The sequence below is a fragment of the Metabacillus sp. KUDC1714 genome (genome assembly GCF_014217835.1).
In the GTDB taxonomy this organism is placed as follows: domain Bacteria; phylum Bacillota; class Bacilli; order Bacillales; family Bacillaceae; genus Metabacillus; species Metabacillus rhizosphaerae.
Window position 1 is genome coordinate 4,675,466 of the sequence record NZ_CP055263.1, and the last position, 15,223, is coordinate 4,690,688.

General features: G+C 34.7%; 17 protein-coding genes. 7 read left to right on the plus strand and 10 right to left on the minus strand.

Going from position 1 to position 15,223, the window contains the following annotated elements; all coding sequences use genetic code 11:
* Window positions 1-187: 187 nt before the first annotated feature.
* Window positions 188-772 (plus strand): TetR/AcrR family transcriptional regulator, encoded by a 585-nt coding sequence (locus HUW50_RS21445; RefSeq protein WP_185653219.1) that lies wholly within the window; start codon window positions 188-190, stop codon window positions 770-772.
* 100 nt (window positions 773-872) lie between these two features.
* Here the strand turns inward: HUW50_RS21445 and HUW50_RS21450 are convergent, their stop codons facing one another.
* On the minus strand, window positions 873-1,622 hold the full coding sequence (locus HUW50_RS21450) for a TerC family protein (RefSeq protein ID WP_185653220.1): 750 nt from the start codon (window positions 1,620-1,622) through the stop codon (window positions 873-875).
* A gap of 488 nt (window positions 1,623-2,110) precedes the next feature.
* On the opposite strand from HUW50_RS21450, the gene HUW50_RS21455 reads away from it, so the two are divergent.
* Both HUW50_RS21455 and HUW50_RS21460 read left to right on the plus strand, forming a co-directional pair.
* Complete coding sequence (locus HUW50_RS21455; RefSeq protein WP_185653221.1) at window positions 2,111-2,275, plus strand: hypothetical protein; 165 nt, start codon at window positions 2,111-2,113, stop codon at window positions 2,273-2,275.
* 446 nt (window positions 2,276-2,721) lie between these two features.
* Complete coding sequence (locus HUW50_RS21460) at window positions 2,722-2,907, plus strand: hypothetical protein (protein ID WP_185653222.1); 186 nt, start codon at window positions 2,722-2,724, stop codon at window positions 2,905-2,907.
* Window positions 2,908-2,949: 42 nt separating this feature from the next.
* Here HUW50_RS21460 and HUW50_RS21465 read toward each other — a convergent pair whose 3' ends face one another.
* The 3 genes from HUW50_RS21465 to HUW50_RS21475 all read right to left on the minus strand — a co-directional run bounded on the left by HUW50_RS21465 (window position 2,950) and on the right by HUW50_RS21475 (window position 4,265).
* On the minus strand, window positions 2,950-3,381 hold the full coding sequence (locus HUW50_RS21465) for an SRPBCC family protein (protein ID WP_066340834.1): 432 nt from the start codon (window positions 3,379-3,381) through the stop codon (window positions 2,950-2,952).
* Window positions 3,382-3,471: 90 nt separating this feature from the next.
* Window positions 3,472-3,924: an SRPBCC family protein gene (locus tag HUW50_RS21470; protein ID WP_185653223.1), complete on the minus strand. Its 453-nt coding sequence runs from the start codon at window positions 3,922-3,924 to the stop codon at window positions 3,472-3,474.
* Window positions 3,921-4,265 carry a MerR family transcriptional regulator gene (locus tag HUW50_RS21475; RefSeq protein ID WP_066340850.1) on the minus strand — a complete coding sequence of 115 codons (345 nt, stop codon included), beginning with the start codon at window positions 4,263-4,265 and terminating at the stop codon, window positions 3,921-3,923. Before HUW50_RS21475 ends, HUW50_RS21470 begins: the two co-directional genes overlap by 4 nt.
* 334 nt (window positions 4,266-4,599) lie before the next feature.
* Between HUW50_RS21475 and HUW50_RS21480 the strand changes: the two genes are divergently transcribed.
* Complete coding sequence (locus tag HUW50_RS21480; protein WP_185653224.1) at window positions 4,600-4,890, plus strand: hypothetical protein; 291 nt, start codon at window positions 4,600-4,602, stop codon at window positions 4,888-4,890.
* Window positions 4,891-5,024: 134 nt separating this feature from the next.
* On the opposite strand, the gene HUW50_RS21485 is transcribed toward HUW50_RS21480, so the two are convergent.
* Window positions 5,025-5,165, minus strand: coding sequence for a hypothetical protein (locus tag HUW50_RS21485; RefSeq protein WP_157094545.1), 141 nt, complete (start codon window positions 5,163-5,165; stop codon window positions 5,025-5,027).
* Between the two features lie 132 nt (window positions 5,166-5,297).
* Window positions 5,298-6,128, minus strand: coding sequence for an aldo/keto reductase (locus HUW50_RS21490; protein ID WP_066340859.1), 831 nt, complete (start codon window positions 6,126-6,128; stop codon window positions 5,298-5,300).
* A 197-nt stretch (window positions 6,129-6,325) separates the two neighbouring features.
* On the opposite strand from HUW50_RS21490, the gene HUW50_RS21495 reads away from it, so the two are divergent.
* Entirely contained in the window at window positions 6,326-7,228 is a 903-nt protein-coding gene (locus HUW50_RS21495) for a phosphotransferase family protein (RefSeq protein WP_185653225.1), read from the plus strand.
* Window positions 7,229-7,330: 102 nt separating this feature from the next.
* Here HUW50_RS21495 and abc-f read toward each other — a convergent pair whose 3' ends face one another.
* Both abc-f and HUW50_RS21505 read right to left on the minus strand, forming a co-directional pair.
* Window positions 7,331-9,049, minus strand: a complete 1,719-nt coding sequence (gene abc-f, locus HUW50_RS21500) for a ribosomal protection-like ABC-F family protein (RefSeq protein WP_185653226.1) — start codon at window positions 9,047-9,049, stop codon at window positions 7,331-7,333.
* Between the two features lie 386 nt (window positions 9,050-9,435).
* Window positions 9,436-9,828: a hypothetical protein gene (locus HUW50_RS21505; RefSeq protein WP_311773997.1), complete on the minus strand. Its 393-nt coding sequence runs from the start codon at window positions 9,826-9,828 to the stop codon at window positions 9,436-9,438.
* A 267-nt stretch (window positions 9,829-10,095) separates the two neighbouring features.
* Here HUW50_RS21505 and HUW50_RS21510 point away from each other — a divergent pair, with 267 nt between their 5' ends.
* Both HUW50_RS21510 and HUW50_RS21515 read left to right on the plus strand, forming a co-directional pair.
* The gene (locus HUW50_RS21510) at window positions 10,096-11,022 is read left to right on the plus strand and encodes a S66 peptidase family protein (protein WP_066340887.1); all 927 of its coding nucleotides are present in this window, start codon (window positions 10,096-10,098) and stop codon (window positions 11,020-11,022) included.
* A gap of 22 nt (window positions 11,023-11,044) precedes the next feature.
* Complete coding sequence (locus tag HUW50_RS21515) at window positions 11,045-12,235, plus strand: SLC45 family MFS transporter (RefSeq protein WP_185653227.1); 1,191 nt, start codon at window positions 11,045-11,047, stop codon at window positions 12,233-12,235.
* 135 nt (window positions 12,236-12,370) lie between these two features.
* Here the strand turns inward: HUW50_RS21515 and HUW50_RS21520 are convergent, their stop codons facing one another.
* Both HUW50_RS21520 and HUW50_RS21525 read right to left on the minus strand, forming a co-directional pair.
* On the minus strand, window positions 12,371-13,333 hold the full coding sequence (locus tag HUW50_RS21520; protein ID WP_066341197.1) for an aldolase catalytic domain-containing protein: 963 nt from the start codon (window positions 13,331-13,333) through the stop codon (window positions 12,371-12,373).
* A gap of 263 nt (window positions 13,334-13,596) precedes the next feature.
* A complete protein-coding gene (locus HUW50_RS21525) occupies window positions 13,597-15,156 on the minus strand; it encodes an arylsulfatase (RefSeq protein ID WP_066340890.1) in 1,560 nt (519 codons plus the stop codon).
* Window positions 15,157-15,223 lie beyond the last annotated feature (67 nt).

Sequence of the window (15,223 nt, forward strand, 5' to 3'; positions counted from 1 at the left end):
TCAGATCCTCCCCAAAGTATCCTCATTGCTATTCCGTTACCATTTCATTTACAATTCAATAAGTTATGAAATATTTAAACTTATATAGTTCATAATATATAAAAAATATCTTGTTGACAATATTTTATGAACTATTTCATTTGTTTTATTACATAAATTTCATTAAACTAAAAATGAGGTGAACGAAATGGACGGCTTCCAAAGGCGTAGAGAACAAAAGAAACGGAATATCCTAGAGGCGGCATTAACTTTATTTATGGAGTATGGAATTCAAAAGGTTTCGATTTCAGAAATAGCGAAAAAAGCAAATGTCTCGCAAGTAACAATCTATAATTATTTTGAAAGTAAGCATCAGTTAATTCATGATGTGTTCATTTATTATATTGAAAAATCATACACTCATTTTGAAAAAATTGTTATTGCTGACATACCTTTTCCAGAAAAGATAAAACAGTTTATTTTTTCGAAAAAAGAAACAGCCAAACAAATTCATGAAGAGCTTTATCAGCATTTGATGAAGGAATATGCACAGGAAGGTAATTATATCGAAAGTTTATATGCCCAAAAGGTCATACCTCTCTTTACTCACCTATTAAATGAAGGAAAGGAACAGGGGTTTGTTGATCCAAATTTATCAAATGAAGCAATATTATTTTATGTAAAGATGATGAGTGATTATATCCAAAGAGAAGAGGTCTATCAGAGCATATTACCGATGACGGAGGATATTACGAATATTTTATTTTATGGGATTGTTGGTAAAAAGGACTAATTAGATTGCCGAAAATACATTTCCTCAACGCTTGCTTTCGTTGAGGAAACCTTTTCAGCAATCCTTTGAATACTGCCCAATTTAAAAAAGGTTTTTAAATTTATTTTCCTTCCATCGTTTCTTCTGTTTTCTCCTTAGATAAAAACCAACCACCTATAGCGATCAGAAGCATAACTGACCAAAAGATTGACTTCCAAATGACTCCTTCTACAAAATCATGAGAAATAATGTGTACTGATGGATGTGCAAGAGTATGCATTAATAACTTAACCCCAACCCAACCAACTAATAACATAGCTGCTTTCTCGAGACTAGGGCGTTTTGTTAATAGCTTAACAAAGACTCCTGCTGCAAAGCGAATAACAATTAATCCAGCGATTGCACCGATTATAATAACAATAAATTTAGCGCCATCCATACCGCCAATTTCACGCATAGGTGTATCAGGTAAGTCAACCACAAGAGCTACTGCTGCTAAAATAGAATCAACAGCAAATGCGATATCTGCTAATGCAATTTGCGCCACAGTCATACCATAGCTTTTCACTTTTTTCTCTTTTTCATCGTTGTGCTTCTTTAGTAGATGTTTTAAAGAGATGAAAATTAAATAAGCTGCCCCAATTGCTTGAACTTGCCAAACGTGGAAAAGGTACGAAATGATAAAAATAGCACCAATTCTAAAGATAAAGGCTAATAACAAACCTATATTAATTGCTTTTTTCTGCTGTTCTTCAGGTAAATGCTTTGCCATTATAGCTAAAACTAAAGCATTATCAGCAGATAATAAGCCTTCTAAAAGAATCAGGATAATTAAAACCCAGCCATACTCTAATAATAAAGTTAGTTCCATGATACCCTCCTAAAAATATTGAAAAACACTTACCTTTAAAGATAAAAGTAAATCATTTGTTGTACTTTAAGTGGAATTTCTTTCTCCGATATTGTCCCATTATAGTCAATTCATTATTCAATCCAAGCACCGTATGGTTAGTTAGTTTGCATTGTTGTCTATTACGAATTGATTCTTTAATAATATGTACAGTAATGATAAATACTACTTTATATAAGTTTAACAGCGAGCTATAATTGGTAAGTTTTATATACTCCTCCTTTTCTAACTAGTAATAAAACGAAAAGCTCAACATTACAACCAATTTCTTTAGTATGTAATAATGATTTTATCCATTTACTTACTTTTGTCGATCAGGGTTACGATGCTCTATTTAAAGAATCTCACACGATTTCCAATTGCACAATTATTATTTTCCATCTTTTTATATCAATTGAATAATTTTACAAAAACAAAGCATTCTAATATGTGTTTAGGAGGTGAAATAATTGTCAAATCAAACCAATGATAATAAGCAGAGTAAGAATAAGGCACAAAGTAATAATCAAGGGTCTGAATATCACAGAGAGCATGCTGGTAAAGTTGAGGGGTATGGAGAACCGTATCCTGATGCTAACAGTTTAAATAATATGACTGATACAAAAGATCAATAAATAGTAAATAACCCTTCCCCTCCTTATCAAGCTTGCTGTTTGATTGAAGAAGGGGTTTCCTTCTTATTACCCCAATTTGAATTTTTAATAACATTCCTCAAGTATTCAAATCCTTTTTGCACAATCGGTTTCTTTTGATTTCGAATGATATATTCACCCTAAACTCTAGTAAATAAAATAATAAGTTATAAAAATTTGTACAAAAAACTCAATCACTTAGCAAATCTATGAATATATTACTAGTTTAAAAGAAATTATCGTTGAAGAAGCATTTCAGTATGATGAAAATATTTCAGTTCATTATGTCGTTAACAAGCAGGGAGAAGTCAATATTCTAGGTAAATCAGCAGCACAAATTGTTTATAATGATTGCTGCTTCCGAGGTAGCTGGATCACCGTTGATATAGATGACAAGATCGCTGAGATTGTGGAAACTGAATGAGGTAATGAAGAAAGTTGCGAAAAAAGGATACGTTGGAGTTGTTGGGTTTGATGTACTTATTCGCCGTGAAGACTATAAAATACCAGTCTCGATCCTTTTATATTTACCGAGACTGGTCCAAAGTAATGCTAATGAGGATAAAATGAATCCTATTATTCAATTTAAATTTATAAGGTGTCCCGAAGGTTAAAATACGAGATAAAGATGAATAGGACTCTTCTAGAAATAATCGTTATTTAGCTAATCCTGATCTCAAATTATTAACACCAAATTCTAGATATGCCTTTAAACAAGTCAGCATAAACACCCAACCTTCTTTATTGTCTATCATTTTATTGATTAATTCAGGGTCATTTTCTTGAAAGCCTTCTTCGATAATTTCAATAATTGTACCTGAATTCGTCTCTTTTAGCGAAATTGTAACAACGTGCTCTTCCTCTGCTTCGCCCCACTTGAATACGATTTTTTTATTTTGCTCAACTTCCATCACATTAATTTGCGCTACTGCTTGATAAATATCATATTTCAATATAATCGTCTTGCCTGATTCCCATCTTTCTGAACTTGATGAGAACCAAAAATTCCCGATTTTAGTAGGGTCTACAAAGGCTTCAAATACTTCATTAGCTGGCTTAAAGATATTAAATTTCGTAAGGTTGTTCATAACATTAGATCCACTCTCTTTCTAGTAGTTAATAGATGATTGATTGTCCTCACTAGTTTAGTCATAAGTAATTATGCGACGCACATGACTTTACACCAGATGTGCTTCCTGATCAACCTTTTGCAAAAACTCTTTCACTACAATATTATTGCTTTTCTCACTGCCCAGCTTTAACATAGCTCTTCCTACAAAGTTGACCCCTTTGTTTTGCCCCTCATAAATAAGTTTTGTGTGAGTCTCATCAATTTTAAGTAGTGTAAAGCTAAATGTAATCTCGAAGGCCTTTCCTAAAATAAAGCTAATTTTCTTCAGCTTTTTATCTTCAAGATCCTCGTACGCTAAGGTATCCACAATGTAAGTCTCTACCCTTTTTCCTTCACGGTATTTCTGCTGATGCTTTGCCCCCACTTCGTTTTCCTTTTTATCAATTAAGATGTGCTCCTCCACTTTAGGCATGATTTTCTTGATGTTTTTATCGAGAAATAAACTCCATACCTTTTCAATATTCTTTTCTATCACGATTTCTTCCTTCCAATGAATCACTCGTCTTCCTCCATCCCAGATGCAAGAAAACAATCAATCTCTTCAACTTTAAGAGTAAGGTTTTCGATTTGCATTTTTATTTTCTCTCTCTTTTGTAGCAACAAAGCCTCTAAATTTGCAAATGACTCATCATTCATGACAGAAATCATTTCCTGTATCGTAAAGCCAAACCTTCTCAGCTTTACTAAAAGAATCGCCAAAAAATAGCTTCCATCATCGTAATATCGATAGTTATTATCTGGATCTATGTAAGCAGGTTCGAGCAATTTCACCTCAGCATAATAACGCAATGTTTCTTTACTTAATCCAGTCATCTCAGCAAATTCACTAATCTTGTACATCCTTTCCCTCCCACCTATATGATAAACTGTGGGGTGCACTACAGGGTCAACCTTTTTATTTTTGGCTATTTAAAAGCTCACTTTTAATAAGGAATATCAATCTACATTCGTCTTATGTATTGGGGACATAGATTAAAAAGACACCAACAATAACATCCAAATCTTTAAAAGAAATCTGCTTTTTTAGTTAACATTCTCTTCATAGCAGTATTTATTATGTTTATACTTTATTTGTATTTTGAAAAGGTTAGTTTAGAGCTAATTATAAGATGTATAATAACGTAAGCCCTATTTCAAAATAAAGTATAGTCTTTATTTAAGGATTGATAAAAAAATGATAAGTAAAAAACCAATGATGTCAATCATCGCAATAGTTTTATCACCATTTTCTATGTTGATTTTAGGATTAATTATTCCATGGGAGCCTTTAATGGATATTCATACTTACTTTGGTGATATTTCAATGTTTTCTGCCTTATTTGGTACTATATTAGGGATACTAGCACTGATTAAAAAGGAACGGAAAGGTTTTGCTCTGTTGGGATTAATTTTGAATGGTTTTCCCTTAGTGCTTTTTATTCTACTAATGATAATGATGTTTCTTTCTTTTGTTGTAGGAATTTAAAAAAATTGAAATTTAATATCTTGACTAAGGTCTGCATTAAAGGAAAATGGCTCCATCGTATACAAAAAATTCCTCCTTGATTCAGGAGGATAAATTCTTAAAGTACTGTTGCACGGACACCTATGGTTACCTAACTATACATCTTTTTGGTTGCTTTGCTTTTGAACTGCTCCTTTATTTGAAGCATTCTGTTTCGTTTTAGATGTTTCATCAAGAGCTTGACTTACTTTACCAGTAAAATTCATTTTATGATCTGGAATACCTTGGTTCTTCATTCATAAATCCCTCCCTTACTCAAGTTATTATCCTCGTCCTTTTTATGATACATACATTATTTGAGATAAAATTGGAGTAGGGTTGGTGTGTTGTTTACTTGTCTTGATTAGAATTACATGTCGCGTAAATCATTAAAAATTAAAGTTATCAGGGTCAGGTCCAATGCGTCGATCTTGATTTAGCGATTTGATTTTCTCTAAATCGTCTTGAGATAATTCAAAATCAAATATGTTTGCGTTTTCAATTATCCGGTGTTCTTTCACTGATTTCGGGATGGTCACAACTTCATTTTGTAAATCCCACCGTAAAATGACTTGGGCAGTAGTTTTGTTGTACTTATTACCAATTTCTTCAAGAATTGGATGTTGTAATAGTTCACCCTGCATAAGAGGTGACCATGCTTCTAATTGGATATCATTTTTTCTACAAAATTCACGAAGCTCAAGCTGTGATAAACGTGGATGGTATTCAACTTGATTGACCATTGGCTTGATTTCTGCATCAACCATAAGGTCCTCTAAATGATGAATTTGAAAGTTGCTGACACCAATCGCACGAATACGGCCATCCTGATACAATTTTTCTATGGCTTTCCACGTTTCTTTATATTTCCCTTTTACTGGCCAATGAACCAAATATAAATCCAAATACTCTAAATCTAGTTTTTTCATACTTGTTTCAAAGGCTTCTAGTGTTGTTTCATATCCTTGATCGCCATTCTTTACTTTTGTCGTAATAAAAAGCTCTTCACGTGGAATACCTGATTCCTTTATGGCTTTACCTACCCCTTCTTCATTCCCGTAGCCAGCTGCAGTATCAATACTTCTATAACCAGCTTTAATCGCTGCTTTAACAGCCTCTTTCACTTCATGTCCTTCTTCTACTTTCCAAACACCTAATCCGAACCAAGGCATTTTTACCCCATTATGTAAGATCGTACTATCTTGTAAGCTTTTGATCATTTTTCTTCAATCCTCCTTTGGTTTTTACTTATTCATTTTCTCATGTTATTTGTAAAAATCAAATAATTAAGACTAGTTTGAAAAACGTATAATATCGTTAATTGAGTAGAAAGAAAAAGGATTTAGCTTGTTTTAAATAGAAAATAAGATATTGACGAATAAATATGTAACTATAGCTAATCGTTTTGGAGGAGCTCATGAACAGTTTATTAGAAAAATCACTTCAGCTATTAAAGCTAAATAAAAAGGATGTACAATTCATTGGGGATGGATTTGGGAGCCTGGTCTTAGAAGATCAGAATGGCATGATTATTAGAATCGCTAAGAATTTAGATACTGCAAAACAATACAAAAAAGAATACAAGATACTCCCTCAAATCCAAGCAACACTTTCTCCTATAAAAATACCTAAACCTACGTGGTGTCATTTTGATCAAAAAAATGTTCCATTTGGCATAATTATGTATGAAAAGTTGGCTGGACTGACACTTAATCCAAAGTTACTTTTGGACGAAAATAAAATAACGATTGCCAAACAACTTGGCGCATTTATAGCACTTATCCATCAGATTCCTGTGAATCATTTTAAGGAGTCTTGTTCTCAAGAGATAAACAATAGAAATCATATTGCTAAGTTGCGTTCATACACAAATGAAGCACTAAAAAATCATTTAACTACAAAAGAAATGTCATTAATGGATGTTTGGTGGGAGGAAACATTGAAGGACAAAGCTTTTTATTCCTATAAACCAGTGCTTTGTCATGGAGATTTATGGTATGAAAATATCCTTATGAATAAAAAGCAAACGTCGATTACTGGTATTATCGACTTTAGCGACATGAAAATTGGTGATCCTGCAATTGACTTAGTTCCACACCACTATTTAGGGGAGGATTTTTATTCTCTTGTCTTAAGTGAATACTCGAGCGCCTTTCCTGAGGATCATACAATCGATGATCGAGTAAAAAGACATCGGGGTCTGCGGGAGCTGACTGGACTAGAATATGCGATCAAACATAAAGATGATATTGAGTTAAAGGATTCTATTGCTAAAATTGGTGATGTTATTTTAGGAACAAGAAAAATGGATTTTAGTTAAGGAAGCAATCATTGTAAAAAGGGAATATGTTTAGAATAGTATGTGAGTGAAACATATTCCCTTTTACTAATTGATGGTAAGCATCGAATACGTCCCTTAGCTTTACAACTTTCGCTTTTTCTCCATATACATCAACAGTTCTTTGTCAATTTGGTCATATTCCACTGTTCCCGCGGTCAAATAACTGATTTTTCCTAGGAGCTCTGTGATTTTCGTTTCTATAATTGCGATTTCTTCCAGTACATTTTGATCCTCTTGTTTTTCCTTATTCATTCTTCTTTCCTCGTATTCCTTCAAGCCCATCTCAATCTGCTGAATTTTGCTTTTTTCAATTATGAGTAATTTGGTACACAGCTTTTCAATCAAGTATCTGTCATGTGAGACGATTATAAGTGTGCCAGTATAGCTGCTGAGTGTTCTTTCTAGCTCTTCTCTACTTGGCAAATCCAAATGGTTAGTAGGCTCATCTAAAATTAACACGTCATATTCTTTAAGAATCATATGAATCAGCTTGATTCGTGTCCGTTCACCAAGACTTAATTGAGAGATTGGTTTTTGAAGGATTTCATTTTGAATACCCATATTGGCAAAAATGGTCCTAGCATTCGTTTCTTGCTGACGATCCTCTAGATCAAGGTATTCTAATGGTGTTTTTTCTCCAGGAAGGTCACCTACATCCTGTGATAGATAGGCAATTTTTGTTGACTCACTAATCCAAAGCGAACCTTTCGTAAGTGTTTCTTCATTAAGCAGCATTTTGATAAACGTCGTTTTACCTGCTCCATTTGATCCAAGCAATCCAATCCTTTCTCCATGCTTTACATAAAAGTGGCTTTTTTCAAAAAGCACGCGATCACCAAATTGTTTCATGATTCCTTTTGCGTCAAGAATTCTATTTCCCCGTTTATGAATAGATTCAAAGTGAAAGGAAACAGATTTCTCTTTCTTTGGCTTTGTCACTTCATGTTTTGATAATTCAAGATTTAAGCGTTTAAGCTTGGATTTTATCTGATTATCCTTTTTCTTTGCCTTCGCTCGTTCAAATTCTCGTAATCCCATCTGACGATTTTCAGCATTTGAACCGCCCTTTCCTGCTTGACGATGGGCTTTTTCAGACCAGTTTTTAAAGGTGCTGATCTGCTTTTCGATCATTCCAACTTTACGTTGTTGTTTTTCATAGTCACGTTTTTCCTGTTCATACTGACGATGTTTTTCGTCTCGGTAGGCGGTATAATTTCCCTCATAAACCTTTAGCCTGCCTTCTTCAATTTCAAATACCTTTGTCACCGTTTCGTCTAAAAAATAGCGGTCATGTGAAATGATGATCGAAGCACCTGCATAGTCATTTACTTCTTCAATCAGCCAGTTTACCCCTTGCATATCCAGGTGGTTTGTCGGTTCATCTAAGATTAAGAACTCAGGGGCATTTGCCCATATTTTCGCTAAATATAATTTAAGCCGTTCTCCTCCACTTAAATGGGCTAGGTCTTCTTCGTCCCATCTCTCTATTTGCAAACCAAGCAACTTGCTTGTTTCCATCAGTTTTTCTCCATATTCGCTCAGTTCAAAATCAATCGACAACGAATAGTCTGTTGATTGTGGCAAATAGCCAAGGCTTAGATCGGGTGGCCACATTGTGACAGAACCTTTATCAGGTTCAATCTTGTTCAAAAGGATCTTAACGAGTGTCGTTTTTCCAGCGCCATTCCAGCCGACGAGGCCGATTTTTTCCCCTTTTCGTATGTCAAAGCTTACATCTTTTAGTATTTCACGTTCACCAAAACTTTTTTGTAGTCCCTTACCTTGTATAACTGTGGTCATGTCGCGCACCTCTTTTTTGTGTATTTTCACAGAGAGGTTTAAAAATAAAAAAACCTCTCCAAAAATCCTGGAGAGGATAGCTTCAAATCCCGCTTCAAATAAAATGCAAACGCTTAACACTTATATGCAAACAGACACAAAAACAGAATTTGTGCTTGCTCATATCGTAAACGGCACTTGATGAAAGCTTATATGGACAGACTAATCCTATTCTCCAGGTTCTCATTTTTAGATTCATATGAGTGTTATCCCTTTTAAATAAGATTAAAGCCACATGTTTATAGTACCGTTCCTTTCCTAGTATTGACTTACATTTTCAGTATATTTTTACTGGGTAGAATTGTCAAAGGTTTTTCATTATATATCGTTTTTAACTCCTTCAATGTTTACCTGGTCGGTAAGTATTTTACATAAATGGCTTTCGAAGAATTTACTGTCTTGCAACCTTCAAGATCCTCTTCATGTAGTAATCCTAATTGGATGGCCGATTTTATTTTTCCCTCATCTGGTTTTTTTTGAATAAGTTCGAGCAGATTTAATTCTTCCAATCTTTGTACGGTTTGTTCTTGTTTAAATTTTACTGTATCTCTTATTTGTCTCTGTATTTTGTAATCCCTCAGGACCATTTCACCTTTAGCATTTTTGCCCACCGACATATCAAAATAATTATTAAAAACTTTCTTCAATTCCTCAAGTTCTGTTTCCACTTCTTTTTTCTTATGATTGAGTTCAAGGTAATGAGCAAGCATTTCTCTTGTGATTACAGTTTCATTCGTCACCCTTATCCCCTCATTTCACAGATGATAGTTCATCATATTGTTAGATGAAGTGAGATATTCGTAAAAAAAACAAATGTTCTCGTTACGTTCATTCATAAAAAAGCGCAGTATGAAAAAGACCAATAGAATTGTCAAAAAGTATTAATCAGTTTTAAATAGAATGAACGAACGCAAGTAGTTATTTTGAATATGACATATTTCAGATTCCCTTTTAATACCTTGAATTATCATAAACATAAATTGTTGCAAATATAGGGAGAGGAAATTATGGCTATAAGCCCCCCAATGTTACAAAGAGGAGATACGATTGGATTGGTAACACTCGGTAGTCCTCTTGATGCAAGTATTATCAATGCCCGAGTCCAATATTTGAGAGATTTAGGGTTCAATATCGTTTATGGCAGGCATGTTTATTCTTATGAGGGCATCACAGCTGCACCAGCTCAACAAAGAGCCGAAGATGTCATGAATATGTTCAGAAATCCGAGCGTCAAAGTGATTTTATCCACAAGAGGAGGGACGGGGGTTCAGACCATTCTTCCTTACCTCGATTTTGAAGTTATAAGAGCGAACCCTAAAATAATATCTGGTTATAGTGATATAACCGTACTGTTAAATAGCTTGTATCAATCTAGTAATATCATTACCTTCCACAGCCTTATGCTAATTGATTTTAGAGTAGAAACACCTGCTTATAATTTCAATCAATTCTTTGCAGCAACTTCTACTTTGACATCACCTAGAACGATTCAAAATCCACCGAATATGCCTCCAGTGAGTTTAGTACCAGGAAATGTAACTGGTCCAATCGTAGGTGGGAATTTGACTTCGTTAGTCAATACTCTCGGTACACCATATGAACTGAATACACAAGGAAAAATCCTTTTTTTAGAGGAGACCCATTCACCTAGTAATATGATTTTCAGGTATCTTACTCAATTAATGATGTCAGGTAAATTTAAAGATTGTCTTGGAATTATTATGGGGGAATGTACAAATTGCCTTGTATCTTATGGTAAAACATATAACGATTTGATTAATGATTTGCTAGTTCCCTTAGGAAAACCACTGATGATCAACCTTGCTACCGGGCATGGCTTTTATAAAGCTGCTATTCCTATAGGTGCTACTGTTAATCTCAATACGACAGATAATAGATTAACAGTACTTGAACCAACCGTTTCAAGGAAGTAATTGAATTTAAAGGAGAACAGCGATGAAAAAAACATGGCTATTAGGATTTGGGTTTTTTAGCATTAGTCTTGGATGGGCATTGTACAATGGATTTGTTCCATTCTTTCTTAACGATTATCTTACAAGCACGGCATTAATTGGATTCCTGATGACGATTGATAATTATTTCGCCTTGTTTTTGCAGCCATATATCGGAAATCGAAGTGATCGAACAAATACCCGCTTTGGTCGACGTATGCCTTATTTGCTTTTTGGTATTCCAATTGCTGCTTTATTTTTTGCGCTTATTCCATTTCACTTTAACTTGATAACATTAGTCATGTTTATGATATGTATGAATTTATCTATGGCTCTTTTCCGATCTCCAACAATTGCTCTAATGCCTGATATTACCCCAGAAACTAATCGTACAAAAGCGAACGGAATTATTAATTTTATGGGTGGTTGTGGTGCGATATTAGCTTTAAGTGTCGGTTCTGTTTTATTTAGCATTGAAGAATTTTTACCATTTTTGGCGGTTTCATTTCTTTTTTTAGTGTCTTTATGGGTTATTTTTATAAACATTAAAGAAAACCGTGACACCATTCCTCATGCTAATACTTCAGCACCTAAAATAAGCTATAAAAATGAATTAACTTCACAGACTGTTTTCCTGTTAGCTGCTATCTTTTTTTGGTTTATTGCAATTCAAGGCATGGAGGCATTATTTACTTTGTATGGAGTAAATGAGCTTGGCTTATCAAAAAGCTCTTCGGCATTTTCATTGGCCTTCTTTTCGTTAAGCTTTGTAGTATTCGCAATCCCAAGTGGACTATTAGGTGCAAAATACGGTAAAAAAAATATGATTGTGACCGGGATTTTAGGCCTGGTTTTCATTTTTTTACTATTAAATTGGGTAGAATCAGTTTTTTTCCTACGATCAATTCTATTTGTTGGGGGAATATTTTGGGCATTTATAAATATCAATGCGTACCCTTTTATTGTTTCAACTGGGAGTGAGCTTAGTTATGGTACTCGAACTGGTTTATATTATTTGGTTTCTTCAATAGCAGCGATCATTTCACCACCAATTTTAGGGCTTTTAGTTGATTTTTTTGGCTTTGGACTATTATTTTTTGCTGCTGCAGGAAGTATGCTCCTTGCATTAATCTGTATGCTTAAGGTTAACAAAACAGAGTCTTATTCTCCTTCGGTTTATAAACTGAATGGATAATTAAATGAAAATTATTTATTATAGAACGGTTAGAGTTTAAATTACATTCCACTTCAAATATTTATCGTTTGATAAATCATAAAATTAACACATTATAAAAAGTACCCAATTAAGAAGGTACTTTTCAAAAATATCTTATTTTGTTACTGGAGCAAGTGAAGCTTCTGGTGATGTAACCTTGTCGTAGAAATCTACATATTTGTCACGATCTTCACTATCGCGGTATGCCATCGCAACACGAGGGTGTTCATTTAATGCACCAGAAATCATGTATGGAATGATATAGCCCCACTCCCACTTTTGACGCATCTCAAGCATATGCTTCTCAATAACGCCAAGAACTGGCTTCATTTCATAGCTTGCTTTTTGGATATAGGTAACGAGGAGCTCTGTGTGACAGTTTCCAGCCGCACGACCCATGCCATAAACTGATGAATCAAGGAATGTAACTCCATTTCGCATCGCTGTTAAAGTATTTGCGAATGCCAGCTGCATGTTGTTATGCGTATGAATACCAAGTTGTTTATTAGGTAGCATTGTTTTAAACTTTTTCACTTGATGCTCAATATCCGTTGGAGATAGGCTTCCAAATGAGTCAACGATATAGACAACATCTACAGGGCTTTCTTTCACCATTTCAAACGCTTCAATAAGCTGTTGTTCAGGTACACTTGATAAAGCCATAATGTTAAGTGAAGTCTCATACCCTAAATCATGGAACATTTGGACAAGCTCTAAGCCTTTGTCTACTTCACGAATGTAACAAGCGATTCGAATCATATCTAGCACACTTTGCTCACGAGGTAAAATATCATTTGGGTCTACACGCCCAATATCTACTAGAGCGGACAGTTTTGTAAACTTTTTCTCAGTGATTACTTTTTCCTTAAGGAACTGATCGTCAAGAAATCTCCAGTGATTAGGCTCTTTCGCGTTAAGCAACTTTGCCGAATTTTTGTAGCCTATCTCCATATATTCAACACCAGCCTCACTTAGGCCATTATATAAATCTTGAACAAATTCAATACTGAAATCCCAATTGTTTACTAATCCTCCATCACGAATGGTGCAGTCTATAATATTTGTGCGATTATCCATAGTCATTATTTCCTCCCGATTTATGTAAAATTTCATTTAAATTTCTCACAAAGGAAGGTGAGTGTCAACCTATTTTGTAAAACTATTATGAATTGTTGTGAAATAGAGGTTATTGAAATTAGGATTATAATGTTAATAGGTGATTATTAGGACAAAAAGAGGTATCAAACTTATATTGATATTGATTACCTCCCTATTAAATACTCGCATCCAAATATAAGGGTGCAGCTTTATTATATGCACCCTTAAATAAATGATACAATTCAATCTTTAACTTCAACTTTTGTTAAGATTCGGGGGTAAACGCCGGTTCTTTTTGCCCATTCTTCCCATGTTCTCTTCAGTTCTTCTACAAGAACTGGATATGTATCTTTCAAGTTATGCGTTTCTGTGCGATCATTATTAATATTGTAAAGTTCCCAATCTTTTTCTCTTACTTTTGATAGTTTCCATTTTCCTTGACGAATTCCACAATGCTGTTCATGTTCAAAGCAAAATGTTCTTTGTGGAGTATTTTTCCCGAGAAAGGCGGGTTTCAAGCTTTCACCTTCCATCGGCAGAATGTTATGGCCATTATAATTTTCAGGATACATAGCACCAGTAACATCAACAATAGTTGCCATAAAGTCGATAAAGTGTCCTGGTCGATGATCAATTTCTCCGTTACGTTTCACCTGCTCTGGCCAATGGGCAATTAAAGGCGTACTTATTCCTCCTTCATGACCATAATGTTTATAAAACGTAAGTGGAGTACTACACGCATTCGCCCATCCTGAACCGTAACTATGATAGGTATCTGGGCCACCCATTTTATCTAAATCCTCTTTTCGATGTAAAAAATTAGAGGTTGTCATCCAGTTATCAAATCCCCATGGATCCCATTCGGCACAAGCACCATTATCAGAGCAAAATAAAATCAATGTATTATCAAGTTCCCCATTTTCACGAATATTATCAAGGACTCGACCAATGTTTTGGTCCATACGATCGACCATTGCAGCATAGATGGCCATTCTTTTCACTAAATCCTTTTGACGATCCGGATCAATGGAATCCCATGGTGGATTAAGCCCATGAATATCTCTATCCCTATTCCAATATTCAGATCTTGGTGTTAATGGTGTATCTTCGTCAATGATTTGTAAGTTCTTCATCCGCTCTAGACGCTCTTCGCGTATCTTATCCCAGCCTTTTTCATATACCTTTTCATATTTAGCAATTTCCTCTTTTGGTGCTTGTAACGGAAAATGTGGAGCATTATAAGCAAGGTAAAGAAAGTATGGATGATCATCCTCACGAGAATCTTCAATAAAATCCAATGCGTGGTCTGTAATAGCATCTGTTGCGTAAAATTCTCCTTCTGCGTAATTGTGTTCTGGTCGACCTTCAGGCAAACGTATATATTCTTTTTTATCCCAAAAGCTTGTAAAGCCTCCTAAAAGACCGTAAAAATCATCAAAGCCTCGCTCAATTGGTCCATGTTTTCCAACATGCCATTTACCAGATAAATACGTATGGTAACCATCTTCTTTTAAGACTTCAGCAAGAGTAACACACTGATCTTTCAAAAACCCTCGATAACCTGGGGTTTCACGATCTTCTGTCATTTCTCCTACGCCAGCTTGATGTGGATATAATCCACTTAAAAGTGAAGCACGGCTAGGGCAACAACGAGCAGAATTGTAAAATTGAGTAAAACGCAGTCCATCCATTGCAAGATGATCTAGATTTGGTGTCAGAATCTCTCCGCCAAAACTTCCTAAATCTGAAAATCCTAAATCATCTGCTAATATTAATAAAATATTTGGCCGCTTTTTTGTCATCTCTATCCCTCCATACCTTCAATTGTGTCTCTCATTCTTATGATCTTAATAACTAGTAATGTGCTCT

Bases quoted from the DNA above. Each gene is read 5' to 3' on its own strand.
- HUW50_RS21515 (WP_185653227.1), top strand. From the start codon at position 11,045: ATGAAAAAAACATGGCTATTAGGATTTGGGTTTTTTAGCATTAGTCTT.
- HUW50_RS21510 (WP_066340887.1), top strand. From the start codon at position 10,096: ATGGCTATAAGCCCCCCAATGTTACAAAGAGGAGATACGATTGGATTG.
- HUW50_RS21525 (WP_066340890.1), bottom strand. From the start codon at position 15,156: ATGACAAAAAAGCGGCCAAATATTTTATTAATATTAGCAGATGATTTA.
- HUW50_RS21445 (WP_185653219.1), top strand. From the start codon at position 188: ATGGACGGCTTCCAAAGGCGTAGAGAACAAAAGAAACGGAATATCCTA.
- HUW50_RS21495 (WP_185653225.1), top strand. From the start codon at position 6,326: ATGAACAGTTTATTAGAAAAATCACTTCAGCTATTAAAGCTAAATAAA.
- HUW50_RS21490 (WP_066340859.1), bottom strand. From the start codon at position 6,128: ATGATCAAAAGCTTACAAGATAGTACGATCTTACATAATGGGGTAAAA.
- HUW50_RS21465 (WP_066340834.1), bottom strand. From the start codon at position 3,381: ATGAACAACCTTACGAAATTTAATATCTTTAAGCCAGCTAATGAAGTA.
- HUW50_RS21485 (WP_157094545.1), bottom strand. From the start codon at position 5,165: ATGAAGAACCAAGGTATTCCAGATCATAAAATGAATTTTACTGGTAAA.
- HUW50_RS21520 (WP_066341197.1), bottom strand. From the start codon at position 13,333: ATGGATAATCGCACAAATATTATAGACTGCACCATTCGTGATGGAGGA.
- HUW50_RS21450 (WP_185653220.1), bottom strand. From the start codon at position 1,622: ATGGAACTAACTTTATTATTAGAGTATGGCTGGGTTTTAATTATCCTG.
- abc-f (WP_185653226.1), bottom strand. From the start codon at position 9,049: ATGACCACAGTTATACAAGGTAAGGGACTACAAAAAAGTTTTGGTGAA.
- HUW50_RS21480 (WP_185653224.1), top strand. From the start codon at position 4,600: ATGATAAGTAAAAAACCAATGATGTCAATCATCGCAATAGTTTTATCA.
- HUW50_RS21460 (WP_185653222.1), top strand. From the start codon at position 2,722: ATGAAGAAAGTTGCGAAAAAAGGATACGTTGGAGTTGTTGGGTTTGAT.
- HUW50_RS21475 (WP_066340850.1), bottom strand. From the start codon at position 4,265: ATGTACAAGATTAGTGAATTTGCTGAGATGACTGGATTAAGTAAAGAA.